This window comes from Pseudomonas inefficax, assembly GCF_900277125.1.
GTDB lineage: Bacteria > Pseudomonadota > Gammaproteobacteria > Pseudomonadales > Pseudomonadaceae > Aquipseudomonas > Aquipseudomonas inefficax.
In genome coordinates this window covers 1-23,387 of the sequence record NZ_OPYN01000074.1, presented here as the reverse complement: position 1 = coordinate 23,387, position 23,387 = coordinate 1, and the positions used below count along the sequence as shown (strand labels likewise).

The 23,387-nt window shown below is 63.7% G+C and carries 24 protein-coding genes; 15 read left to right on the top strand and 9 right to left on the bottom strand.

The window, feature by feature from the left end:
* Positions 1 to 15: 15 nt before the first annotated feature.
* Together JV551A3_RS09355 and JV551A3_RS09350 are read right to left on the bottom strand one after the other, a co-directional pair.
* Positions 16 to 1,164, bottom strand: a complete 1,149-nt coding sequence (locus tag JV551A3_RS09355) for a patatin-like phospholipase family protein (protein ID WP_133978593.1) — start codon at positions 1,162 to 1,164, stop codon at positions 16 to 18.
* Positions 1,165 to 1,313: 149 nt separating this feature from the next.
* Positions 1,314 to 2,249 carry a lipid A biosynthesis lauroyl acyltransferase gene (locus tag JV551A3_RS09350; protein WP_133970636.1) on the bottom strand — a complete coding sequence of 312 codons (936 nt, stop codon included), beginning with the start codon at positions 2,247 to 2,249 and terminating at the stop codon, positions 1,314 to 1,316.
* Between the two features lie 111 nt (positions 2,250 to 2,360).
* On the opposite strand from JV551A3_RS09350, the gene minC reads away from it, so the two are divergent.
* From minC to JV551A3_RS09315, 7 genes are all read left to right on the top strand, one after another.
* Positions 2,361 to 3,119 (top strand): septum site-determining protein MinC, encoded by a 759-nt coding sequence (minC, locus tag JV551A3_RS09345; protein WP_112249336.1) that lies wholly within the window; start codon positions 2,361 to 2,363, stop codon positions 3,117 to 3,119.
* 99 nt (positions 3,120 to 3,218) lie between these two features.
* Positions 3,219 to 4,031 carry a septum site-determining protein MinD gene (gene minD, locus JV551A3_RS09340; protein ID WP_133970635.1) on the top strand — a complete coding sequence of 271 codons (813 nt, stop codon included), beginning with the start codon at positions 3,219 to 3,221 and terminating at the stop codon, positions 4,029 to 4,031.
* A 3-nt stretch (positions 4,032 to 4,034) separates the two neighbouring features.
* Complete coding sequence (gene minE / locus JV551A3_RS09335; RefSeq protein WP_003252572.1) at positions 4,035 to 4,289, top strand: cell division topological specificity factor MinE; 255 nt, start codon at positions 4,035 to 4,037, stop codon at positions 4,287 to 4,289.
* Positions 4,290 to 4,445: 156 nt separating this feature from the next.
* Complete coding sequence (locus JV551A3_RS09330; RefSeq protein WP_112249338.1) at positions 4,446 to 5,081, top strand: RluA family pseudouridine synthase; 636 nt, start codon at positions 4,446 to 4,448, stop codon at positions 5,079 to 5,081.
* Positions 5,082 to 5,250: 169 nt separating this feature from the next.
* A complete protein-coding gene (locus tag JV551A3_RS09325; protein WP_133970634.1) occupies positions 5,251 to 6,540 on the top strand; it encodes a M18 family aminopeptidase in 1,290 nt (429 codons plus the stop codon).
* A gap of 194 nt (positions 6,541 to 6,734) precedes the next feature.
* The gene (locus JV551A3_RS30645) at positions 6,735 to 6,902 is read left to right on the top strand and encodes a hypothetical protein (RefSeq protein WP_166674223.1); all 168 of its coding nucleotides are present in this window, start codon (positions 6,735 to 6,737) and stop codon (positions 6,900 to 6,902) included.
* A gap of 44 nt (positions 6,903 to 6,946) precedes the next feature.
* Complete coding sequence (locus JV551A3_RS09315; RefSeq protein WP_133970633.1) at positions 6,947 to 9,076, top strand: mechanosensitive ion channel family protein; 2,130 nt, start codon at positions 6,947 to 6,949, stop codon at positions 9,074 to 9,076.
* Between the two features lie 100 nt (positions 9,077 to 9,176).
* Here JV551A3_RS09315 and phnR read toward each other — a convergent pair whose 3' ends face one another.
* Positions 9,177 to 9,890, bottom strand: a complete 714-nt coding sequence (gene phnR, locus JV551A3_RS09310) for a phosphonate utilization transcriptional regulator PhnR (RefSeq protein ID WP_133970632.1) — start codon at positions 9,888 to 9,890, stop codon at positions 9,177 to 9,179.
* A 317-nt stretch (positions 9,891 to 10,207) separates the two neighbouring features.
* Here phnR and JV551A3_RS09305 point away from each other — a divergent pair, with 317 nt between their 5' ends.
* The 6 genes from JV551A3_RS09305 (at position 10,208) to JV551A3_RS09280 (ending at position 15,527) form a co-directional block, all read left to right on the top strand.
* Positions 10,208 to 11,272 carry an ABC transporter substrate-binding protein gene (locus tag JV551A3_RS09305; protein WP_133970631.1) on the top strand — a complete coding sequence of 355 codons (1,065 nt, stop codon included), beginning with the start codon at positions 10,208 to 10,210 and terminating at the stop codon, positions 11,270 to 11,272.
* Positions 11,273 to 11,429: 157 nt separating this feature from the next.
* A complete protein-coding gene (locus JV551A3_RS09300; RefSeq protein WP_075044040.1) occupies positions 11,430 to 12,236 on the top strand; it encodes an alkaline phosphatase family protein in 807 nt (268 codons plus the stop codon).
* Positions 12,233 to 13,084, top strand: a complete 852-nt coding sequence (locus tag JV551A3_RS09295; protein ID WP_133970630.1) for an ABC transporter permease — start codon at positions 12,233 to 12,235, stop codon at positions 13,082 to 13,084. The genes JV551A3_RS09300 and JV551A3_RS09295 overlap by 4 nt, the downstream gene beginning before the upstream one ends.
* On the top strand, positions 13,074 to 13,868 hold the full coding sequence (locus JV551A3_RS09290) for an ABC transporter permease (protein WP_013971414.1): 795 nt from the start codon (positions 13,074 to 13,076) through the stop codon (positions 13,866 to 13,868). Before JV551A3_RS09295 ends, JV551A3_RS09290 begins: the two co-directional genes overlap by 11 nt.
* Before the next feature lies 1 nt (position 13,869).
* Positions 13,870 to 14,859 carry an ABC transporter ATP-binding protein gene (locus JV551A3_RS09285; RefSeq protein ID WP_133970629.1) on the top strand — a complete coding sequence of 330 codons (990 nt, stop codon included), beginning with the start codon at positions 13,870 to 13,872 and terminating at the stop codon, positions 14,857 to 14,859.
* Positions 14,860 to 14,873: 14 nt separating this feature from the next.
* Positions 14,874 to 15,527 carry an HAD family hydrolase gene (locus tag JV551A3_RS09280; protein ID WP_133970628.1) on the top strand — a complete coding sequence of 218 codons (654 nt, stop codon included), beginning with the start codon at positions 14,874 to 14,876 and terminating at the stop codon, positions 15,525 to 15,527.
* 123 nt (positions 15,528 to 15,650) lie between these two features.
* Here JV551A3_RS09280 and JV551A3_RS09270 read toward each other — a convergent pair whose 3' ends face one another.
* Positions 15,651 to 16,613 (bottom strand): NAD(P)H-quinone oxidoreductase, encoded by a 963-nt coding sequence (locus tag JV551A3_RS09270; protein ID WP_133970626.1) that lies wholly within the window; start codon positions 16,611 to 16,613, stop codon positions 15,651 to 15,653.
* Between the two features lie 144 nt (positions 16,614 to 16,757).
* Here JV551A3_RS09270 and JV551A3_RS09265 point away from each other — a divergent pair, with 144 nt between their 5' ends.
* Positions 16,758 to 18,839, top strand: coding sequence for a carboxy terminal-processing peptidase (locus tag JV551A3_RS09265; protein WP_162276774.1), 2,082 nt, complete (start codon positions 16,758 to 16,760; stop codon positions 18,837 to 18,839).
* A 118-nt stretch (positions 18,840 to 18,957) separates the two neighbouring features.
* The gene (locus JV551A3_RS09260; protein WP_133970625.1) at positions 18,958 to 19,926 is read left to right on the top strand and encodes an EAL domain-containing protein; all 969 of its coding nucleotides are present in this window, start codon (positions 18,958 to 18,960) and stop codon (positions 19,924 to 19,926) included.
* Positions 19,927 to 19,984: 58 nt separating this feature from the next.
* Here the strand turns inward: JV551A3_RS09260 and JV551A3_RS09255 are convergent, their stop codons facing one another.
* From JV551A3_RS09255 to JV551A3_RS09235, 5 genes are all read right to left on the bottom strand, one after another.
* A complete protein-coding gene (locus JV551A3_RS09255) occupies positions 19,985 to 20,353 on the bottom strand; it encodes a hypothetical protein (protein ID WP_013971408.1) in 369 nt (122 codons plus the stop codon).
* A complete protein-coding gene (locus JV551A3_RS09250; protein WP_112249351.1) occupies positions 20,350 to 20,688 on the bottom strand; it encodes a helix-turn-helix domain-containing protein in 339 nt (112 codons plus the stop codon). Before JV551A3_RS09250 ends, JV551A3_RS09255 begins: the two co-directional genes overlap by 4 nt.
* A 112-nt stretch (positions 20,689 to 20,800) precedes the next feature.
* A complete protein-coding gene (locus JV551A3_RS09245) occupies positions 20,801 to 21,241 on the bottom strand; it encodes a YkvA family protein (RefSeq protein WP_133970624.1) in 441 nt (146 codons plus the stop codon).
* A gap of 293 nt (positions 21,242 to 21,534) precedes the next feature.
* Positions 21,535 to 22,299, bottom strand: a complete 765-nt coding sequence (locus tag JV551A3_RS09240; RefSeq protein WP_003257347.1) for an FKBP-type peptidyl-prolyl cis-trans isomerase — start codon at positions 22,297 to 22,299, stop codon at positions 21,535 to 21,537.
* A 348-nt stretch (positions 22,300 to 22,647) separates the two neighbouring features.
* On the bottom strand, positions 22,648 to 23,387 hold a 740-nt coding region (locus JV551A3_RS09235; protein ID WP_133978591.1), incomplete at its 5' end, for a LysR substrate-binding domain-containing protein.

The window sequence follows — 23,387 nt, the reverse complement described above, 5'->3', positions numbered from 1 at the left end:
CCAGCACAGGCAACATCAAATCCCCAGGAACTGGCAAAGCTCGCGCTTCTTGGCCAAGGCATCCTTTCGCCCCAGTTCGATCAGCTCGCTGCAATAACTGGCCTCGAACAGCAAATAGCTCAACACCCCCGCCCCGCTGGTACGCGTCGCACCTGGCCCGCGCAGGAACATGCGCAACGCCGCCGGCAACTCGCGCCGGTGCCGCGCGGCAATCTCGTCCAGCGGCTGGCTGGGCGCTACCACCAGCACGTCGATTGGCGCCAGGCCCAGGCGCCGGGCGTCCAGGTGCGCCGGCAACAGGTGGCTCAAGTGGTTGAGGCGCTGAAGCAGCTCGATGTCGTCTTCCAGGCTGTCAATGAACGTACTGTTGAGCATGTGCCCGCCGATCTGCGCCAGGCTCGGCTGCTGCCCGCTGAACACCCGCTGGGTCGGCAATGGTGGCGCCGGCCGCTGCGGGTTGCCGCTGACCCCGACTACCAGTACTCGGCTGGCACCCAGGTGCAGGGCCGGGCTGATCGGCGCCGATTGGCGTACCGCGCCATCACCGAAATATTCGTCGCCCAGCCGCACCGGGGCGAACAGCAACGGGATGGCCGCGCTGGCCAGCAGGTGGTCGATGGTCAACGGCGTGGGCATGCCAATGCGGCGGTGGCGCAACCAGGCTTCGATGGTGTCGCGGCCCTGGTAGAAGGTCACCGCCTGGCCGGACTCGTAGCCAAAGGCGGTTACCGCGACGGCACGCAGTTGTTCGGCGGCCAGGGAGTGGGCGATACCGTCCAGGTTCAAGTGCGCCTGCAGCAAGCCGCGCAATGGGCTGCTGTCCAGCAGCGCCACTGGCGCCGGGCCGCCCACGCCCAGCAGGTTGTGGGCGACGAAGCGGCTGGCCTGGCGGACCACCCCGGGCCAGTCGCTGCGGATCACCAGATGGCTGCGGAAGTTCTGCCAGAAGGCGGTGAGCCGCTGTACGGCGTCGCTGAAATGGGTGGCGCCGCTGGCCAGGGTGACGGCGTTGATGGCGCCGGCGGAGGTGCCGACGATGACCGGGAACGGGTTGTGCGCGCCAGCGGGCAGCAGCTCGGCAATGCCGGCCAGCACGCCGACCTGGTAGGCAGCACGGGCGCCGCCGCCAGAAAGGATAAGACCGGTTACCGGGGGTGGGGCCATAGGAGTCCTTCCTGGGGTTGATGTGCTTTCAGGCCTGGCCTATTCGCGGGTGAACCCGCTCCCACAGGTATTGCACAGCCTTCAAGGCCTGTGGAGAACTTGTGGGAGCGGGTTCACCCGCGAATAGGCCGGCACAGGCAAAGCAAGGCTCAGCGCTTTTTCTTCTCATACAGCCGCGGCGCCCCTTCGGGCCGCGACTTGAACCGGCGATGCGCCCACAGGTACTGCTCGGGGCATTCGCGCAACACGCTTTCCACCCACTGGTTGATGCGCAGGCAGTCAGCCTCTTCGCTTTCCCCGGGGAAGTCCGCCAGCGGCGGGTGGATCACCAGCCGGTAGCCGCTGCCATCCTCCAGGCGCTTCTGGGTGAAAGGGATCACCTGTGCCTTGCCCAACCGGGCAAACTTGGTGGTGGCAGTCACCGTCGCCGCCGGGATGCCGAACAGCGGCACGAACAGGCTCTGCTTGGCGCCATAGTCCTGGTCGGGTGCGTACCAGATCGCCCGGCCCGAACGCAGCAGCTTGAGCATGCCGCGCACGTCCTCGCGCTCCACCGCCAGCGAGTCGAGGTTATGCCGCTCGCGGCCGCTGCGCTGGATGAAGTCGAACAGCGGGTTGCCGTGTTCGCGGTACATGCCGTCGATGGTGTGTTGCTGGCCCAGCAATGCGGCGCCGATTTCCAGGGTGGTGAAATGCACGGCCATCAGGATAGCCCCCTGCCCCGCCTGCTGAGCGGCCTGCAGGTGCTCCAGCCCCTCGACATGGGCCAGGCGCGCCAGCCGGGCCTTGGGCCACCACCAGCTCATGGCCATTTCGAAGAAGGCGATACCGGTAGAGGCGAAGTTGGCCTTGAGCAGACGCTGCCGTTCGTCGACGGACAGCTCCGGGAAACACAGCTCCAGGTTGCGCGCGGCAATGCGCCGCCGCTCACCGGCAAAGCGGTACATCACCGCTCCCAGCGCGGCACCGACTTTCAACAGGACCCGGTACGGCAACTGGACCACCAGCCACAGCAGGCCCAGGCCCAGCCACAGGCCCCAGAAACGTGGGTGAAGGAAATAGGGACGAAAACGCGGGCGTTCCATTGAAGCTTCCGGAAAGACAAAGGCCGCGCATTCTACAACGGATCAGCGCATGTTGCGGGCAACCGGTCTTATCGTTATAAGTCAGGGCACTTTTTTCGCAACAAGCCGTCTATGCAGACCATGAGCCCAAACCACACACCCGACACCGCCTCCGTGTTCCAGCTCAAGGGCAGCATGCTCGCCATTACAGTGCTGGAACTGGCGCGCAATGACCTTGAAGCCCTCGACCGCCAACTGGCGGCCAAAGTCGCCCAGGCACCGAACTTCTTCAGCAACACGCCGCTGGTGCTGGCGCTGGACAAGCTGCCGGCCGACGAGGGGGCAATCGACCTGCCCGGCTTGATGCGCATCTGCCGCCACCACGGCCTGCGTACCCTGGCCATCCGTGCCAACCGCATCGAGGACATCGCCGCCGCCATCGCCATCGACCTGCCGGTGCTGCCGCCATCAGGAGCCCGCGAACGTCCGCTGGAGCCCGAACCCGAGGTGAAGAAGCCCGAGCCGGCCCCTGTCCCGCCGCCAATCCTCGAGCCCGAGGTGCGCCCGACCCGCATCATCACCGCGCCAGTACGGGGCGGCCAGCAGATCTACGCCCAGGGTGGCGACCTGGTGGTGACCAGTTCGGTCAGCCCGGGGGCGGAACTTCTGGCCGATGGCAACATCCATGTGTACGGCGCCATGCGCGGCCGTGCCCTGGCCGGCATCAAAGGCAATACCAAGGCGCGTATCTTCTGCCAGCAGATGACCGCCGAAATGGTCTCCATCGCCGGCCAGTACAAGGTCTGCGAAGACTTGCGCCGCGACCCGTTGTGGGGCACCGGCGTGCAAATCAGCCTGTCTGGCGACGTGTTGAACATCACCCGTCTTTAACGGATACTTGCCAGCATTTTTAGTGCAACTTTTTATCGTTGCCATTTATTTGTATTTTTGCAGGGACTTGTGTCCCGATTATTTTAGGGGTGAAACACCTTGGCCAAGATTATCGTGGTTACTTCCGGCAAGGGGGGTGTGGGCAAGACCACCACCAGCGCCGCCATTGGTACCGGCCTCGCACTGCGCGGCCACAAGACCGTCATCGTCGACTTCGACGTGGGCCTGCGTAACCTCGACCTGATCATGGGCTGCGAACGCCGCGTGGTGTACGACTTCGTCAACGTGGTCAACGGCGAGGCCAACCTGCAACAGGCCCTGATCAAGGACAAGCGCCTCGAGAACCTGTTCGTGCTGGCCGCCAGCCAGACCCGTGACAAGGACGCGCTGACCCAGGAAGGCGTGGAAAAGGTGCTGATGGAGTTGAAGGAAACCTTCGACTACGTCATCTGCGACTCGCCGGCCGGTATCGAAAAAGGCGCGCACCTGGCGATGTACTTCGCCGACGAAGCCGTCGTGGTGACCAACCCCGAGGTTTCCTCGGTACGTGACTCCGACCGCATGCTGGGCATCCTGTCGAGCAAGTCGCGCCGCTCCGAGAACGGCGAAGAGCCGATCAAGGAACACCTGCTGATCACCCGCTACCACCCGGAGCGCGTGGAAAAGGGCGAAATGCTGAGCATCGCCGACGTCGAAGAGATCCTGGCGATCAAGCTCAAGGGTGTGATCCCCGAGAGCCAGGCAGTGCTCAAGGCTTCCAACCAGGGTATCCCGGTCATCCTCGACGACCAGAGCGATGCCGGCCAGGCCTATAGCGATACCGTCGACCGTCTGCTGGGCAAAGAAAAGCCCCTGCGGTTCATCGAAGTGCCGAAGCAAGGATTCTTCGCGCGCCTGTTTGGAGGCAAGTAAACCATGAACCTTTTTGACTTCTTTCGTGGCAGACAGAAACAGACCAGCGCGTCGGTAGCGAAAGAGCGTCTACAGATCATCGTGGCGCACGAGCGCGGCCAACGCAGCGAGCCGGACTACCTGCCAGCGCTGCAGAAAGAACTGCTGGAAGTGATCCGCAAGTATGTGAACATCGGCAACGATGACGTGCATATCGAGCTGGAAAACCAGGGTAGCTGCTCGATTCTGGAGCTGAACATCACCTTGCCGGATCGCTGATTTCGCGACCAGGCCTGGATCATTGGGGCTGCTTTGCAGCCCATCGCCGGCAAGCCAGCTCCCACAGGGTCCGCGCTGCACCTGTGGGAGCTGGCTTGCCGGCGATGGGCCGCAAAGCGGCCCCAGTGTTTTCCCCGATATAACCGAGACCAAGCAATGCCGCTGTCCAACATCCAGATCCTGCACGAAGACGCCGCCATCCTGGTGATCAACAAACCGACCCTGCTGCTGTCGGTACCCGGCCGAGCCGAGGACAACAAGGACTGCCTGATCACCCGCCTGCAGGAAAACGGCTACCCCGACGCGTTGATCGTGCACCGCCTGGACTGGGAAACTTCCGGCATCATCCTGCTGGCCCGGGATGCCGACAGCCACCGTGAGCTGTCGCGCCAGTTCCACGACCGCGAAACCGAAAAGGCCTACACCGCGCTGTGCTGGGGCCAGCCGGCGCTGGACAGCGGCAGCATCGACCTGCCGCTGCGCTACGACCCGCCGACCAAGCCACGGCATGTGGTGGACCACGAGCAGGGCAAGCATGCGCTGACCTTCTGGCGCATCGTCGAGCGCTGCGGTGATTACTGCCGGGTAGAGCTGACACCGATTACCGGGCGTTCACACCAGTTGCGCGTGCACATGCTGTCGATCGGGCACCCGCTGCTGGGCGACCGGTTGTATGCCAACCCCGAGGCGCTGGCGGCCCATGAGCGGCTGTGCCTGCATGCCTCGATGCTGAGCTTTACCCACCCGGTGACCGGGGAGCGGTTGAAGTTCGAGTGCCCTGCGCCTTTCTGAATTTGTATTGCCTGTACTGGCCTCTTCGCGGGCTTGCCCGCTCCCACAGGGATAACACTGCATTCGAAATCTTTGCAGTACCTGTGGGAGCGGGCGAGCCCGCGAAGAGGCAGACACAATTTACTGACCCAATACGCTAAACTCGCGCCACTGCTGTCTGGAGTGAGCCATGCGCGACGCACTGAATTCTGGCCTTGTCGATTTCCTCAAGGCCTCCCCCACGCCCTTCCACGCCACCGCCAGCCTGGCCCAGCGCCTGGAAGCTGCCGGCTACCAACGCCTGGACGAGCGCGACAGCTGGGCCACAGTGCCTGGCGGCCGCTACTACGTCACCCGTAACGACTCGTCGATCATCGCCATCAAGCTGGGCAAGCAGGCACCGTTGCTGAACGGCATCCGCATGGTCGGCGCCCACACCGACAGCCCGTGCCTGCGGGTCAAGCCGCAGCCCGAGCTGCAGCGCCAGGGCTTTCTGCAACTGGGCGTCGAAGTGTATGGCGGCGCCCTGCTGGCGCCATGGTTCGACCGCGACCTGTCGCTGGCCGGCCGGGTCACCTACCGCCGTGACGGCAAGGTCGAGAGCCAGCTGATCGACTTCAAGCTGCCAATCGCAGTCATCCCCAACCTGGCAATCCATCTCAACCGTACCGCCAACGAAGGCTGGGCGATCAACCCGCAGAACGAGCTGCCGCCAATCCTGGCCCAGGTGGCGGGTGACGAGCGCATCGACTTCCGCGCCCTGCTCACCGAGCAACTGGCCCGCGAGCACGAGCTGATCGCCGATGTGGTGCTGGATTACGAGCTGAGCTTCTACGACACCCAGGACGCTGCGCTGGTTGGCCTGAACGGCGACTTCATCGCCGGTGCGCGCCTGGACAACCTGTTGTCGTGCTATGCCGGCCTGCAGGCCCTGCTGGCCGCCGACAGCGATGAAACCTGTGTGTTGGTGTGCAACGACCACGAAGAAGTGGGCAGCTGCTCGGCCTGCGGCGCCGACGGCCCGATGCTGGAGCAGACCCTGCAGCGCCTGCTGCCGGATGGCGACGCCTACGTGCGTACCATCCAGCGCTCGCTGATGGTGTCGGCCGACAACGCCCACGGCGTGCACCCCAACTACGCCGACAAGCACGACGGCAACCACGGGCCCAAGCTCAACGCCGGGCCGGTCATCAAGGTGAACAACAACCAGCGCTACGCTACCAACAGCGAAACCGCCGGGTTCTTCCGCCACCTGTGCATGGCCGAGGAAGTGCCGGTGCAGAGCTTCGTGGTACGCAGCGACATGGGCTGTGGCTCGACCATCGGGCCGATTGCTGCCAGCCACCTTGGCGTGCGTACGGTGGATATCGGCTTGCCGACCTTTGCCATGCATTCGATTCGCGAACTGTGCGGCAGCCATGACCTGGCGCACCTGGTGAAAGTGCTGAGCGCCTTCTACCGTTGCCGCGAGTTGCCTTGATGTTGATGTAGGCAGGCTCGGCCTCTTCGCGGGTAAACCCGCTCCCACAGGGACCGCACAACCTTCAACAGTTGTGCCATGCCTGTGGGAGCGGGTTTACCCGCGAAGAGGCCAGACCTGCCCAAGGTCAATCCCGCTTCGCCTGCTACCCGCTATGCTTGTTACATGGCCCCACTGCAAAAGGATTGCTGTCCATGTCCCCGTTCCTTTCCCTGTTCGTGCCGGTGTTCCTGTTCCTCATGCTGCTGACCATCGGCTTCAGCCTGCGCGAGCGCAACATCGGTGTGCTGATGATGTGGGTCGGCACCCTGGGTATCTTCGGCCTCACCTGCTGGAAAATCCTGGAGCAACTGCCGTCGTGAACCTCTACACTCGGCCAATCGTTTGACCTGAGGTAGTTTTGCCAGTGCCTGCCCTTCTGCGTTGCCTGTTCCTGCTGCTGTTCCTTTTTGTGACCCCGCTACAGGCTGCGGGCCTGCCAGGCCTGCTTGGTGGCAGCACGCCCGCGCAGCCAGAGGCCAGCGAACCGCTAGGCAAGTCGCTGGACGAGGTGATCAAGAACCTGGAAAACGACCAGCAGCGGGCCAAGCTGCTGGCCGACCTGAAAAAGCTGCGCGACGCCACCAGGCAATCGCAGCCCACCGTCGAACAGGGCGTGCTCGGCCTGATCGGCGGCGCCCTGCATGACTTCGAAAAGCAGTTCAGCGGCGATGCCAGCCCGTTCCGTCGCTGGGCCGCGGAAATCGAGCAGGCCCAGGTCGAGCTGACCGAGCTGGTGGTGCCGGTGCACCAGTGGCCGGCCATCCTGTTCGGCTTTGCCGCCGTCATCGCCGTGTGGAGCGTGCTGGCCTATGCCTTCAACTGGGTCGGGCACCGGGTACGCCTGCGTTTTGGCCTGAGCGAGGAACTGCCGCAGCACCCGCGCACCTGGGACCTGGTGCGCTTTGCCCTGCGCAAGCTGGGCCCATGGCTGGTTGCGCTGGTGTTCACCGTGTACCTGAGCTTCGTGCTGCCGCCGTCGCTGGGCAAGTCGCTGGCCATGGTGCTGGCCTACGCACTGGTGGTCGGCACCTGCTTCTCGGCCATCTGCGTGATCGCCTTCTCGCTGCTCGACGGCCCCCACCGCCACCGCGCCCTGCACATCCTGCGCCACCAGGCGTTTCGCCCGTTGTGGCTGATCGGCAGCTTCGCCGCGTTTGGCGAAGCGATGAGCGACCCGCGCCTGACGGTCGCCCTCGGCACCCACCTGGCCCACGCGCTGGCCACCTTGGCCAACGTGTTTGCGGCGCTGTGCACGGGGCTGTTCATCCTGCGCTTCCGCCGCCCGATCGCCCACCTGATCCGTAACCAGCCACTGTCACGGCGCCTGACCCGGCGCACGCTCAGCGACACCATCGAAATCCTCGGCAGCTTCTGGTTCGTGCCGGCACTGATCCTGGTGGCAATTTCGCTGTTCGCTACGTTCATCTCGGCCGGTGACACCAGCACTGCCCTGCGCCAGTCACTGATGTGCACGGTGCTGGTGGTGGTGTGCATGGTGCTCAACGGCCTGGTACGCCGCCACGCTGCCAACCCCAAACGCGCCAACAAGCGCCAGGCGGTGTACGCCGAGCGCCTGCGCAACTTCGGCTACCTGTTGGTGCACCTGTTCATCTGGCTGGTGTTCATCGAGCTGGGGCTGCGCGTGTGGGGCCTGTCGATGATCAGCTTCGCCGAAGGCGACGGCCACGACATAAGCGTGCGCCTGCTGGGCCTGGCCGGCACGCTGATCGTCGCCTGGCTGGTGTGGATCCTTGCCGACACCGCCGTGCACCATGCCCTGGTGCGTTCGCGCCGGGGCATGGCCAACGCCCGCGCGCAAACCATGATGCCGTTGATCCGCAACGTGATGTTCGTAGTCATCTTCATCATTGCTGTGATCGTCGCCCTGGCCAATATGGGCATGAACGTCACCCCGCTGCTGGCCGGTGCCGGTGTGATCGGCCTGGCCATCGGCTTTGGTGCGCAGTCGCTGGTGGCCGACCTGATCACCGGGTTGTTCATCATCATCGAGGACTCGCTGGCGATAGACGACTACGTGGATGTGGGCGGGCACCTGGGCACGGTGGAGGGGCTGACCATCCGTACCGTGCGCCTGCGCGATATCGACGGCATCGTGCATACCATCCCGTTCAGCGAGATCAAGAGCATCAAGAACTACTCGCGCGAGTTCGGCTACGCGATCTTCCGCGTGGCGATCCCGCACAGCATGAACATCGACCAGGCGATCACGCTGATTCGCGAAGTGGGGCAGAAGCTGCGCAACGACCCGCTGATGCGCCGCAACATCTGGTCGCCGCTGGAGCTGCAGGGGGTGGAGAGTTTCGAGTCGGGGTCGGCGATCCTGCGGGCGCGGTTCAAGACCGCGCCGATCAAGCAGTGGGAGGTTTCGCGGGCGTTCAACCTGGCGTTGAAGCGGCAGCTGGATGAGGCGGGGCTGGACCTGGCGACGCCGCGGTTGTCAGTGCAGGTAGTGACTACCGGTTCCTCCAGTTAGGGCCTCTTCGCGGGTGAACCCGCTCCCACAAGTACTGTGCAAAGGCTGAAACCTGTGCGGTCCCTGTGGGAGCGGGTTTACCCGCGAAGAAGCCAACATTTCATCCAGCCTGGGCGCGGATGCGGATGGCATCATGCCGCCAATACTCCAGGTCACAATCGATCAGGTGCCCATGCTGGTCACTGTTGACCCGGGTGATATGCAACCCGGGGCTTCCCGCCGACACCTTCAAGGCGCTGGCCGCCTCCACCGGCAATGCCGTCGGCAAGATCTCGAAGCACACCTGCCCATACTGGATGCCATACACCCGCCCATAAATCTCGGTCAGCGACTGCGCCAGGTCCTGCTCGAGAATCTCCGGGAAGTACCGGGGGTTGAGGTAGTGCTCGGCATACAGCACCGCTCGCCCATCGATCCGCCGCAACCGGCAGATACGCACCACGCTGGACAACGCCGGCAGCTGCAAGCGCGCACAGATAGCCGCCGAAGCCGGCTGCAGCCGCGCCGACAGCAGCTCGGTACTGGGCTCGCGCCCCTGGTCGCGGACCATGGCATGGAAGTGGCTGCGCTCGATCAGGTCGTAGGTCAGCCGTTCGGGCGCGACGAACCAGCCGCGACGCTCTTCGCGGTAGATCAACCCTTGGGCTTCCAGCTGTACCAGCGCCTCACGCAGGGTAATGCGCGTGGTGTCGAAAACCTCGCTGAGCTTGCGCTCGGCCGGCAGCTTGCCGCCCGGCGCCAGCAGGCCGTGCTCGATCTGTTCCTGCAGGGCGTGGCAGATGGCTGTTACCGCACGCGGTGGCATCGACTGCATCAAAGGTTACCTATCTGGACTAGTCCAGCCCCAGAACAGGGCACTTGGAGAATAGTGCAAGCCTAGGCAGGGCTGATGAACATCCCGTGACAAAGGCTTTGGCCAGACACTGCCAGAAACGCGCCAAGCCAGCAGAACCGGGGCGGCTGCGTGGTCTACGCTGTAGCTTCAGGGCCTTCCTCGGCCCTCCCCTACATCAAACTGTCACGCAAGCAGCCTACCTTGGCTCAAGGTTTGCTGACCTAGACCAACGGTCACCAGACAACGGCTTCACTCATAACAACCATCGCTAAAGGCACCCACCCAAGGAGCTTCGGATGAAAAAGTTGTTCATGGCGTCACTACTCGGTTCGGCCATCGCCCTGTGTACCACGGCCATGGCCGCCGATACCGACCTCAAGGCCCTGGAAGACGCCGCCCGCAAGGAAGGCAACGTCAACAGTGTGGGCATGCCCGATGCCTGGGCCAACTGGAAAGGCACCTGGGAAGACCTGGCCAGCAAGTACGGCCTCAAGCACAGCGACACCGACATGAGCTCGGCCCAGGAAATCGCCAAGTTCGAAGCCGAGAAGGACAACGCCAGCGCCGACATTGGCGACGTGGGTGCTGCCTTCGGCCCGATCGCCGTGAGCAAAGGCGTGAGCCAACCGTACAAGCCGAGCACCTGGGACCAGGTGCCGACCTGGGCCAAGGACAAGGACGGCCACTGGGCACTGGCCTATACCGGCACCATCGCCTTCATCATCAACAAGGACCTGGTCAAGGAAGGCGAGCGGCCCACCTCCTGGCACGACCTGGAAAAAGGCAAGTACAAGGTCGCCATCGGTGACGTCGGCACCGCAGCCCAGGCCGCCAACGGCGTGCTGGCTGCGGCGATTGCCTACAAGGGTGACGAGACCAACCTGGCACCGGGCCTGCAGCTGTTCACCAAGCTGGCCCAGCAGAAGCGCCTGTCGCTGGCCAACCCGACCATCCAGACCCTGGAGAAGGGCGAGGTGGAGGTGGGCGTGGTGTGGGACTTCAACGGCCTGAGCTACCGCGAGCAGATCGACCCCAAGCGTTTCGAAGTGCTGATCCCGTCGGATGGCTCGGTGATCTCCGGCTATACCACCGTTATCAACAAGTACGCCAAGCACCCGAATGCGGCCAAGCTGACGCGTGAGTACATCTTCAGCGACGCCGGGCAGATCAACCTGGCCAAGGGGCATGCGCGACCGATCCGTGCCGAGCACCTGAAGCTGCCGGAAGACGTGCAGGCCAAGCTGCTGCCCAACGAACAGTACCAGGTAGCGCAGCCGATCAAGAATGCCGAAGCCTGGGAAGCGACCTCGAAGAAGCTGCCGCAGATGTGGCAGGAGCAGGTGATCATCGAGATGGAGTAAGGCAGGACCATCCTGGGGCTGCTGCGCAGCCCATCGCGACGCAAGGCCGCTCCCACAGGGCCTGCGTCGCCCCAGAGGTTTTCGCTGTCCCTGTGGGAGCGGCCTTGTGTCGCGAAAGGAGGGCGAAGCCCTCCCCGGTTCCTTTGCGGAGTATTGAATGAGCCACAACGTCATCCTCGTCCTGCTCGACGGCCTCAACTACCAGGTCGCCCACCACGCCATGGGCCACCTGCACGCCTACGTCGAGGCCGACCGTGCCGCGCTGTACCGCGTGGAATGCGAATTGCCGTCGCTGTCACGGCCGCTGTACGAGTGCATCCTCACCGGCGTACCTCCTATCGACAGCGGCATCGTGCACAACAACGTCAACCGCCTGTCCAACCAGCGCAGCGTGTTCCACTACGCCCGCGAGGCCAACCTCGGCACCGCGGCGGCGGCCTATCACTGGATGAGTGAGCTGTACAACCGCTCGCCCTTCGACCCGCAGCGCGACCGCCATACCCACGCACCGAAACTGCCGATCCAGCACGGGCTGTTCTACTGGGACGACCGTTACCCCGATTCGCACCTGCTGGCCGACGGCGAGTACCTGCGCCGCCGCCACGCCCCCAACTTCCTGCTGGTGCACCCGATGAGCATCGACGATGTCGGCCACCACCATGGCCTGGACAGCAGCCAGTACCGCAACGCCGCGCGCAGCGCCGATATCCTGCTGGCCGACTACCTGCCAGGCTGGCTCGAAGAGGGCTACCAGGTACTGGTTACCGCCGACCACGGCATGAACAACGACCGCTCGCACAATGGCCTGCTGACCGAGGAACGCGAAGTGCCACTGTTCGTCTTCGGCGATGCCTTCAGCCTCGACCCTGCGGCCAAACCGCTGCAGACCGAGCTGTGCGGGACGATCTGCGAGCTGCTTGGCGCGCCGCATGACAAGAGCGTCTGCCGGGAGCTGCTGAAGTGACCACACCCAAGCGCAGCAGCGCCCGTGGCCGCTACCTGGCCTTGCTGTGCCTGCTACCGTTCGCCGTGTTCTTCGTCATCTTCCAGATCGCCCCGCTGGCCTGGGTGGCGATCAACAGCCTGCAGTCGGAAGCGGGCTGGGGCGTGGACAACTTCAGCAAGGTATTCGCCTCGAAGTTCTATTTGCAGGCCCTGCAACGCAGCCTGGAAATCAGCTTCTGGTCGAGCCTGTTCGGCATCGTCATCGCCACCCTCGGCGCCTACTCGCTGCGCCAGGTGGACTCGAAGCTGCGCGACTTCGTCAGCGCCTTCGCCAACATGACCAGCAACTTCGCCGGGGTGCCGCTGGCCTTCGCCTTCATCATCCTGCTCGGCTTCAACGGCGCGCTGACCCTGCTGCTGAAGCAGGTCGGCCTACTGGAAGACTTCAGCATCTATTCCAAGAGCGGGCTGATCCTGGTGTACACCTACTTCCAGATCCCGCTTGGCGTGTTGCTGCTGTACCCCGCTTTCGACGCCCTGCGCGAAGACTGGCGCGAGTCGGCCGCGCTGCTGGGCGCCAGCCACTGGCAGTTCTGGCGGCACATCGGCTTGCCGGTGCTGGCCCCGGCACTGCTGGGCACCTTCGTCATCCTGTTGGCCAACGCCCTCGGTGCCTATGCCACCGTGTACGCGCTGACCACCGGCAACTTCAACGTACTGCCGATCCGCATCGCCGGCCTGGTGGCCGGTGACATCAGCCTCGATCCCAACCTGGCCAGCGCCCTGGCGATGGTCCTGGTGGGGCTGATGACGCTGGTCACGGTGGTGCATCAATGGCTGCTGAAAAGGAGCTACCATGCGCGCTGACGCCCGTTCCGGCGGCTGGTACCACCGCGCCGTGGTCTATCTGCTGTTCCTCATCCTGCTGCTGCCGCTGGCCGGCACCCTGCTCTACTCGCTGGCCACCAGCTGGTCGGCCAGCCTGCTGCCCAGCGGCCTCACCTTCAAATGGTACATCGCACTGTGGAGCGAGCCGCGCTTCCTGGCGGCCTTCGGCCAGTCGCTACTGGTGTGCGTGGGCGCGCTGCTGCTGTCGGTGGTGCTGATCCTGCCGCTGCTGTTCGTGGTGCACTACCACTTCCCGAGGCTCGACGCGCTGATGAACATCCTCATCCTGCTGCCGTTCGCGGTGCCGCCGGTGGTGTCGTCGGTGGGGCTGCTGCAGCTGTATGGCAGCGGGCCCATGGCCATGGTCGGTACACCGTGGATCCTGATCGGCTGCTACTTCACCATCGCCCTGCCGTTCATGTACCGGGCCATTACCAACAACCTACAGGCGATCAACCTGCGCGACTTGATGGATGCCGCCCAGCTGCTGGGCGCCAGCACCTGGCAGGCGGCGCTGCTGGTGGTACTGCCGAACCTGCGCAAGGGCCTGATGGTCGCGCTGCTGTTGTCGTTCTCGTTCCTGTTCGGCGAGTTCGTGTTCGCCAACCTGCTGGTCGGCACCCGCTACGAGACCCTGCAGGTGTACCTGAACAACATGCGCAACAGCAGCGGCCACTTCAACAGCGCGCTGGTGATCTCTTACTTCGCCTTCGTGCTGGTACTGACCTGGGTCGCCAACCGCCTGAACAAGGACAAGACCTGACATGAGCTTCGTCAGCGTACAGAAACTGCAAAAAAGCTACGCCGGCAGCCCGGTGTTCGAAAACATCGACTGCCGTATCGAACGCGGCGAGTTCGTTACCCTGCTCGGCCCTTCCGGTTGCGGCAAGTCCACGCTGCTGCGCTGCATCGCCGGGCTGACCCCGGTGGACAGCGGGCAGATCCTGCTCGACGGCCAAGACATCGTGCCGCTGAGCCCGCAAAAGCGCGGTATCGGCATGGTGTTCCAGAGCTATGCGCTGTTCCCCAACATGACCGTGGAGCAGAACGTCGCCTTCGGCCTGCGCATGCAGAAGGTCAAGGCCGACGAGAGCCAGGCCCGGGTGCGCGAGGCACTGGAGCTGGTGGAACTGGGCAACTTCGCCGGGCGCTACCCACACCAGTTGTCCGGCGGCCAGTGCCAGCGCGTGGCCCTGGCCCGCTCGCTGGTCACCCGCCCGCGTTTGCTGCTGCTCGACGAGCCGCTGTCGGCGCTGGATGCGCGCATCCGCAAGCACCTGCGCGAGCAGATCCGCGCCATTCAGCGCGAACTGGGGCTGACCACCATCTTCGTCACCCACGACCAGGAAGAGGCGCTGACCATGTCCGACCGCATCTTCCTGATGAACCAGGGGCGCATCGTCCAGAGCGGCGATGCCGAAACCCTCTACACCGCGCCGGTGGACCTGTTTGCCGCCGGCTTCATCGGCAACTACAACCTGCTCGACGCCGACAGCGCCAGCCGCCTGCTGCAGCGCCCGGTGGCCAGCCGCCTGGCGATCCGCCCCGAGTCGATCACCCTGGGCGCCAACGGCGAACTGGACGCCGAAGTGCGCAGCCACAGCCTGCTGGGCAACGTGATCCGCTACAAGGTGCGGGTGCGCGAGGTGGAACTGGTGGTCGATGTGCTCAACCGCTCACCGTCCGACCTGCATGCGGACGGGCAACGGGTAAGCTTGTCGATCGACCCCACGGCGCTACGGGAAGTGGCCTAAGGAGAATAAGCACCATGGCATTGGCAATTTTCGATCTGGACGAAACCCTGATCCACGGCGACTGCGCGTCGCTGTGGAGCGAGCAGATGGCCCGGCTGGGCTGGGTCGACGGCAAGGAATTCGTGCGCCGCGACCATGAGTTGATGGAGGCCTATGGCAAGGGCCACTTGCAGATGGAGGACTACATGGCCTTCAGCCTGGAGCCGATCGCCGGGCGCACCCTGGAAGAGGTCGAGCACCTTGTGGAGCCGTGGGTCGAAGAGGTGATCGAGCCGATCATCTACGGCGACGCCTGCCGCTGCATCGCCGAGCACCGCAAGCGCGGGGATCGCATCCTGATCATTTCGGCGTCGGGTACGCACCTGGTCGGGCCGATTGCGGCGCGGCTGGGCGTGGACGAGTACCTGGCGATCGAACTGGAGGCGGTGAATGGGGTTTATACCGGCAAGACCCATGGGGTACTGACCTATCGCGAAGGGAAGATCACGCGGTTGCTGGAGTGGCTGGACCAGGAGCAGGAGAACCTGGAGGGGGCGAGTTTCTATTCCGACTCGCGCAACGATTTGCCGTTGTTGCTGAAGGTGGATCATCCGCATGTGGTGAACCCGGATGCGGTGTTGCGCGAGCATGCCGAGATCAACAAGTGGCCGATCCTGAGCTGGGCCTGAGGTAATCGCATTGCCTGCACCGGCCCTTTCGCGGGTAAACCCGCTCCCACAGGGAACACACAGTTTTCAAGCCTGTGGTAATCCCTGTGGGAGCGGGTTCACCCGCGAAGAGGCCGGGCCTGCTTACACCAGGCTAGGGTCGATCACCATCACCAGCTTGCCCGACACCTGGTTGGTTTCAAGCTCGGCATACGCCGCCTGGGCAAACTCCACCGGGTAGGTATCCACCAGCTGCGGCGACAGGCGCCCTTCGGCAAACAGCGGCCACACCTGCTGCTGCAATTCGCGCAACAACTCGGCCTTGAAGCCGTCATCGCGGTTGCGCAATGTGGAACCGGTAATCTCCAGGCGCTTGCCCAGTACCTGCGCCAGGTCCAGCTCGAACTTGCGCCCGCCCATCAGGCCGATGATCACCCAGCGCCCGTCACGCGCCAGCAACTTGAGGTTGAGCTCGCCGTAGCTGGCGCCCACCGGGTCAAGAATCACATCGAACGGGCCGAAACCTTCCAGCGCGTCCAGGTTCTCGTTACGTACAACACCACCGGCGGCGCCCAGCGCCTCGCAGTAGGCCAGGCGGTCCTGCGAACCGACGCTGACCCACACCGGGCTGCCGAACGCCTTGCACAGCTGGATGGCAGCCGAGCCAACACCGCTGGCGCCAGCGTGCACCAGCACCTTCTCGCCAGCTTTCACGCCACCCAGTTGGAAGATGTTCAGCCAGGCAGTCGCATACACTTCCGGCAACGCCGCCGCCTCGTGCAGGCTCAGGCCCTCGGGCACCGGCAGCACGTGGCGGGCGTCCACCACCACTTCCTCGGCCATGGCGCCGCTGGCCAGTAGCGCGCATACCCGATCACCTACCCGCCAGTCAGCACCGGCGCCCACTTCTTCGATCACGCCGGAACACTCCAGGCCCATGTATGGGCTGGCGCCTGGCGGTGGTGGGTACAAACCTTTCATCTGCAGCAGATCGGCGCGGTTCAGCCCCGCAGCGGCCACTCGAATGCGCACTTGGCCTGCGTCGCAGGTCGGGCGTTCGGCCTCGACCCAGGCCACATGTCCGTCAACGCCTTGCAATGCCTTCACAGTGCCTCCATAGTTGAATCATATGACCGAGCCTGGGAACGCCAAGTCCCCAGGCTTTTTGCAGTATGCATCCGGTTATTTGCAACCGGTGAACAGAAAAGACGGCCTACTATGCGTGATCAATTGTCTCCACGTCGAATCAGCATGAAGCATTTCCTCCCAAGCACCGCCCTGGCGCTGATGATCGGCCTGGGCAGCCTCACGCTCGGCGGCAATGCGGCGGCCGCCAACAAGTGGGACAGCCTGCAGCCGGACCGCGACGAGATCGTCGCCAGCCTCAACGTAGTGGAATTGCTCAAGCGCCACCACTACAGCAAGCCGCCGCTGGACGACGCCCGCTCGGTCATCATCTATGACAGCTACATCAAGCTGCTGGACCCGGCACGCAGCTACTTCACCGCCGCCGACATCGCCGAATTCGACAAATGGAAAACGCAATTCGACGATTTCCTCAAGAGCGGTAACCTGGACCCGGGCTTCACCATCTACAAACGCTACCTGGACCGCGTCAAGCAACGCCTGGACTTCGCCCTGGCCGAGCTGAACAAGGGCGTGGACAAGATCGACTTCAACGCCAAGGAAACCTTGCTGATCGACCGCAAGGACGCCCCGTGGATGAAGGACCAGGCCGAGCTCGACGACCTGTGGCGCAAACGCGTCAAGGACGAAGTGCTGCGCCAGAAGATCGCCGGCAAGGAACCCAAGCAGATCCAGGAAACCCTGACCAAGCGTTACAAGAACCAGCTGTCGCGCCTGGACCAGACCCGTGCCGAAGACATCTTCCAGGCCTACATCAACACCTTCGCCCAGTCCTACGACCCGCACACCAACTACCTGTCGCCAGACAACGCGGAAAACTTCGACATCAACATGAGCCTGTCGCTCGAAGGCATCGGCGCAGTGCTGCAAAGCGACAACGACCAGGTCAAGATCGTGCGCCTGGTGCCGGCAGGCCCGGCGGCCAAGACCAAGCAGGTGGCACCGGCCGACAAGATCATCGGTGTGGCCCAGGGCAACAAGGAAATGGTCGACGTGGTCGGCTGGCGCCTGGACGAAGTGGTCAAGCTGATCCGCGGCCCGAAAGGCTCGGTGGTGCGCCTGGAGATCATCCCGGCCAGCAACGCACCCAGCGACCAGACCAGCAAGATCGTGTCGATCACCCGTGAGGCTGTGAAGCTCGAAGAGCAGGCAGCGAAGAAGTCGGTGCTCAAGCTCAAGCAGGACGGGCGTGACTACAAGCTGGGCATCATCGAGATCCCGGCTTTCTACCTCGATTTCAAGGCCTACCGCGCCGGTGACCCGGAGTACAAGAGCACCACGCGTGACGTGAAGAAGCTGCTCACCGAGTTGCAGAAAGAAAAAGTCGACGGCGTGGTCATCGACCTGCGCAACAACGGCGGCGGCTCGCTGCAGGAAGCCACCGAGCTGACCAGCCTGTTCATCGAGAAAGGCCCGACCGTGCTGGTGCGTAACAGCGACGGCCGTGTCGATGTGCTGGAAGACGAAAACCCCGGCGCCTTCTACAAGGGCCCGCTGGCGCTGCTGGTCAACCGCCTGTCGGCCTCGGCGTCGGAGATCTTCGCCGGTGCCATGCAGGACTACCACCGTGCGCTGATCATCGGTGGCCAGACCTTCGGCAAGGGCACCGTGCAGACCATCCAGCCACTCAACCATGGCGAGCTGAAGCTTACCCTGGCCAAGTTCTATCGGGTTTCCGGGCAGAGCACCCAGCATCAGGGCGTGCTGCCGGACATCGACTACCCGTCGATCATCGACACCAAGGAAATCGGCGAGAGCGCCCTGCCCGAGGCAATGCCATGGGACACCATTCGCCCGGTGGTCAAGCCGGCGGCCGACCCGTTCAAGCCGTTCCTGGCCCAGCTCAAGGCGCAGCATGAAGCGCGCAGCGACAAGGACGCGGAGTTCACCTACATCCGCGATCGCCTGGCCCTGACCCAGAAGCTGATGAACGAGAAGACCGTCAGCCTCAACGAGCAGGACCGCCGTGCACGCCATGACGAAATCGAGGCCAAGCAGCTGGCACTGGAGAACATCCGCCGCAAGGCCAAGGGTGAAGAGCCGCTGAAGGAGCTGAAGAAAGAGGACGAGGACGCACTGCCGACCGAAGATGAAAACACCAAGCCCGAAGACGATGCCTACCTGTCGGAAACCGGTCGCATTCTGATCGATTACCTGAGTGCGAGCACCAAGGTAGCCAAGAAGTAAGGCACTGCGGCAATGATGGCAAATTAGCTTCACCTGTCATCAAACAGTCATGGCGCTGTCGTGAAATAGAGGGGCCGGGCGTGGAAACGCCCGGCCCTTTCATTTTCAGGAAAACGTCATGACCGTCGCCGAACAGCTCAGTGCCTTGAGTGCCATCCTGGCTCAACGCAACATTCACAGTCTGTTCCAGCCGATCATGTGCCTGAGCGAGCAGCGGGTCTTCGGCCACGAAGCGTTGAGCCGCGGGCCGTCCAACAGCCCGCTGCACGCACCGCTTAACCTCTTCACCATCGCCCGCCAGGCCGGCCGCCTGACCGAACTGGAGGCAACTTGCCGGGAAAGCGCCTGCCGGCGTTTCAGCGAACAGCAGTTGCAGGGCAAGCTGTTTCTCAACGTCTCGCCGGAGTCGCTGCTAGAGCCGCACTATCCCTCCGGTCAGACCCTGAAACTGCTCGAACAGGTCGGGCTGCCGCCCAGCCGGGTGGTGATCGAGCTGACCGAACACACCCCGACCGACGACTTTCAGCTGCTGTCCAATGCCCTGCACCACTACCGCGATATGGGCTTCTCGATTGCCATCGACGACCTGGGGGCGGGTTATTCGAGCCTGCGCCTGTGGTCGGAGCTGCGCCCCGAATACGTGAAGATCGACCGCCACTTCATCGATGGCATCCACCGCGACCCGCTCAAGCGCGAGTTCGTCGGTTCGATCTTGCAGATTGCCAGGGCGTCGAAGGCTCAGGTAATTGCCGAAGGCATCGAGCTGGCGGAAGAGCTGGCGGTGCTGGTGGAGATGGGCGTGAACCTGGTGCAGGGCTACCTGCTGGGACGGCCGCAGGAGCTGGGGGCGCGCGCAAGCTGGCCGCTACCGGCGCTGATGAATGCTCCGCAGGCAGAACAGCCGACAGTGCGGCTCAATGCGACGACTGGGCAGTTGCTGGAGTTGTTTGGCCGGCACCCGCACCTGGATGCATTGGAGGTGGTAGATGCCGATGGCAGGGCTTGTGGGCTGATCCACAGGGATGCTTTGCCTGTGCCGGCCTCTTCGCGGGTAAACCCGCTCCCACAGGTTCACCACAGGGCTTGAGCCTTGCGTTGTACCTGTGGGAGCGGGTTTACCCGCGAAGAGGCCGGAACAGGCAAAATCAGGCTGTTTCGGGGTAGCTGTACTCGAACACCCGCACTACCTCGGAAGCATGCCACGACGCCGCCTCCATGCCATCCACCGGCCCGGAGAAACGCCCCAGGCGCTCCACGCATTCAAAAAAACCGGTACGCGGCAAACGGCTGGCACCCTGGCTGATTACCAGCGAGCTGCGCAATGGCTGCTCGGCGCGGGCATCCAGCACCGCCAGGTACTCCAGCGCGGCGGTCAGCGTCTGCATGGCCGGGCTGGGCAACTGCAAGCGCTCGATCAGCGCTCGATACGTCAGCAGGTGACGTTGACGACGGGCCAGGTCAAGCTCGCCCAGCAGGTTATCCCAGTGCTGACGGCTGATCCTGACCTGGCTCATGATGGCTCGCTCCAGCCAGCCACCCCCAGATGCCAGGCCAGGGCTCGGCGGATGGCAGCATCCGGCTGGCGCTCGCCCGATTCGATCATGGCCAGGTAAGCCGGGCTCACTCCGACATTGCGCGCCAGTTGCTCAGGGGCAATGCCCTTGGCCTGGCGAATCTGCGCCACTTCGCTGAAGGCTGGCAAGGGCGCACTGGCTGCATCGCCCTGCGCTGCACTGGCAACCACCTCGGCAGGTGCCTGCCCTGCGGCCTTGAGCAGCGCCTGGTACTGTTCCCAGGGAACGACGGCGTACTCGGGTTGACCGTCCCGGCTGATTACCTGAATACCCATTACAAACCCCTTTAAAAAGGATTACAGCATGTAATCCGTAGGCATAACCCTTATGCCAATTATATTACCAACTCCGGGGTCTGTGCAGTTGCGCTGCGGTTGTGGCCAGCTTTCACTGCTTGTTGCGTTCCAACCGCAGCGCTTCGGGGGTGGCCGGCAGGCGCTCGACCACGCGCAGCCGTTCGGGCGCCTGGCTGTCGCGCCAGGCCTTGAAGCGCGCCAGTTCGTCGGCCACGGTCTTCAGCACCCAACCCAGTACCGCGATGTCGTCGAGGAAGCCCACGCCCAGCAGCCAGTCGGGGATGGCGTCGATGGGGCTGACGAAATACAGCAGCCCGGCAACGATGGTGACCAGCGCCTTGGGGCTGATGGCGCGGTACTCGCCGCGCCACCAAGCCAGGCACAACGACTGCAGCAGCTTCACATCTTCACGCAACTGGCCGATGCGCGGGCCTTTGCGGGCTACCGCAAACAGCAAGGCCGGCAACCGACCACGGCTGAGCAGGCGCTCGGCCAAGGGCAGGAAACGGGCGAAATTCCAGGGTGCGCTCATGGAGCCTCCAAGAGGAAAAGGTTATCCACATTTATTGTGGATAACCTTGTGAACAGGGCGACGTTTCCGACCCCAGGTGCCTGCCAGGCAAGGGCCCCGGTCAGATCGGGCGTTTTTTACACAGCCGTTTCACACTGTGGGGGCGTACGCCGCAAACGGTTTGCGTCAACAGCTTCCTGCTTCTTCACACTGCATTTCCTCGGACAGTATCAGCAGTTGCAGGTTCGTCCAACCACCCGGCACAAACGAAAACGCCCCGTCAGGACGGGGCGTTTTGCGTGGGCCAGCCAGTGTTACTTGGCAGGCGCTTCGGCCGGGGCCTCAGCAGGAGCTTCCGCTTCCGGCTCGGCACCTTGCAGTTGGGCCGGATCCTTGATGGCGATCAGTTCCAGGTCGAATACCAGTACCGAGTTGGCCGGGATCAGCGGGCTTGGGCTCTGCGCGCCGTAGGCCAGCTCAGCCGGGATGAACAGTTTGTACTTCTCGCCGACGTGCATCAGCTGCAGGCCTTCGACCCAACCCGGGATCACGCCGCTGACCGGCAGGTCGATCGGGCTGCCACGCTCGACGGAGCTGTCGAACACCTTGCCATCGATCAGCTTGCCTTCGTAGTGGACGGTGACCACGTCGGTCGCCTTGGGCTGCGGGCCGTCGGCCTTCTTGACCACTTCGTACTGCAGGCCCGAGGCAGTGGTGACCACGCCTGGTTTCTTGGCGTTTTCCTCGAGGAATTTCTTGCCGGCGGAAGCGGCTTCTTCGCTGGCCTTGGCCAGGCGCTCTTCGGCACGCTTCTGCAGCGCGGTGAAGGCCTCTACCAGCTCTTCGTCCTTGATGCGCTGTTCCTTCTTGCCAACGGCGTCTTCGATACCGAGGGCGACTGCTTTGGAATCAAGGTCTTCCATGCCTTCCTGAGCCAGGCTCTTGCCCATGTTCAGGCCGATACCGTAGGAGGCTTTCTGTGCCGGAGTCTTCAGCTCGGGGCTGCTGGTCTGTTGATCACAGCCAGCCAGTACCAGGCCTACCAGGGCAACCGCAGCCGCCAAACGATGCTGTTTCATGCTATTTCCTTGTTCATGCGCCATAAGGGCAATCAGGGTAAAGCCGCGAGCTTAGCAGGCGGCCATGACCAATGGCTACCGGCATAGGAGCGGGTTTTGGTAAGGAAGTTCAGTAGTTAAACGCTTATTCATCAAAGGATGTGCAGCCACTGGCCAGTATTGATCGGTTGCGGCGCTTTTGCGCAGTTTTCTTTCACTGAATCACGGCTTGCACGGTCGATGTAGGAGCGGCCTTGTGTCGCGATGGAGCGCAAAGCGGTCCCAGATTTCAGCACCGCTGCACAGATTGCCGGGGCCGCTTTGCGGCCCATCGCGACACAAGGCCGCTCCTACAAAAACCACCTGCGTTCAGGGATAGCTGCCCTCTCGATACTGCCCTGCCACCTCGCGCAACACCTCGCACACCCACTGCCCCGGCAGGCTCTGCGGCAAGGCGGCATTGCGACAGATGCCGACCGAACCGCCCGGCTCGCGCACACCCAGGTCGAGCTCGACCAACTCGCCCCGACGCAGGTCGAGCAGCACCGCATCGCGCGGCGCCACCCACACGGCATCGCTGCCCAGCAGATAGCGCCGGCTCAACGCCAGCGACAGGGTTTCCAGACGCTGTGCCGGCATCTGGATGCCACATTGCACGAACAGGCTGTCGGCATGCTGGCGGATCGTGGTGCCGGCTGGCGGCAGCACCAGCGGGTAACGCTCCACCTGCCCCCGTTCTACTGGCGTGGTTGCCAGCAGCGGGTGCCGCGGTCGCACCACCAGGCTCATCGACTCGCTGTACAGGTGCTCGAACGACAGGCCCTGGATCTGCGGGCTGTCGGTCATGCGCCCGACCACCAGCTCCAGTTCACCCAGGCGCAACTGGCCCAGCAGCTGCGCGCTGACCCCGGTGACCACACTGATTACCAGTGCCTCATGCCGCTGGTGCAGGCGGCACAGCACTTCGGGCATGAGCAAGCCTTCGACCGTGGACAACACGCCGATGCGCACTTGCGACGGCGCCCGCGCCTCGCCACGCCGGCTGCTGACACCATCGCCCCGGGCCTGCAAGCTGGGCCCGGCGTACCGCATGAACCGCGTGCCGGCCG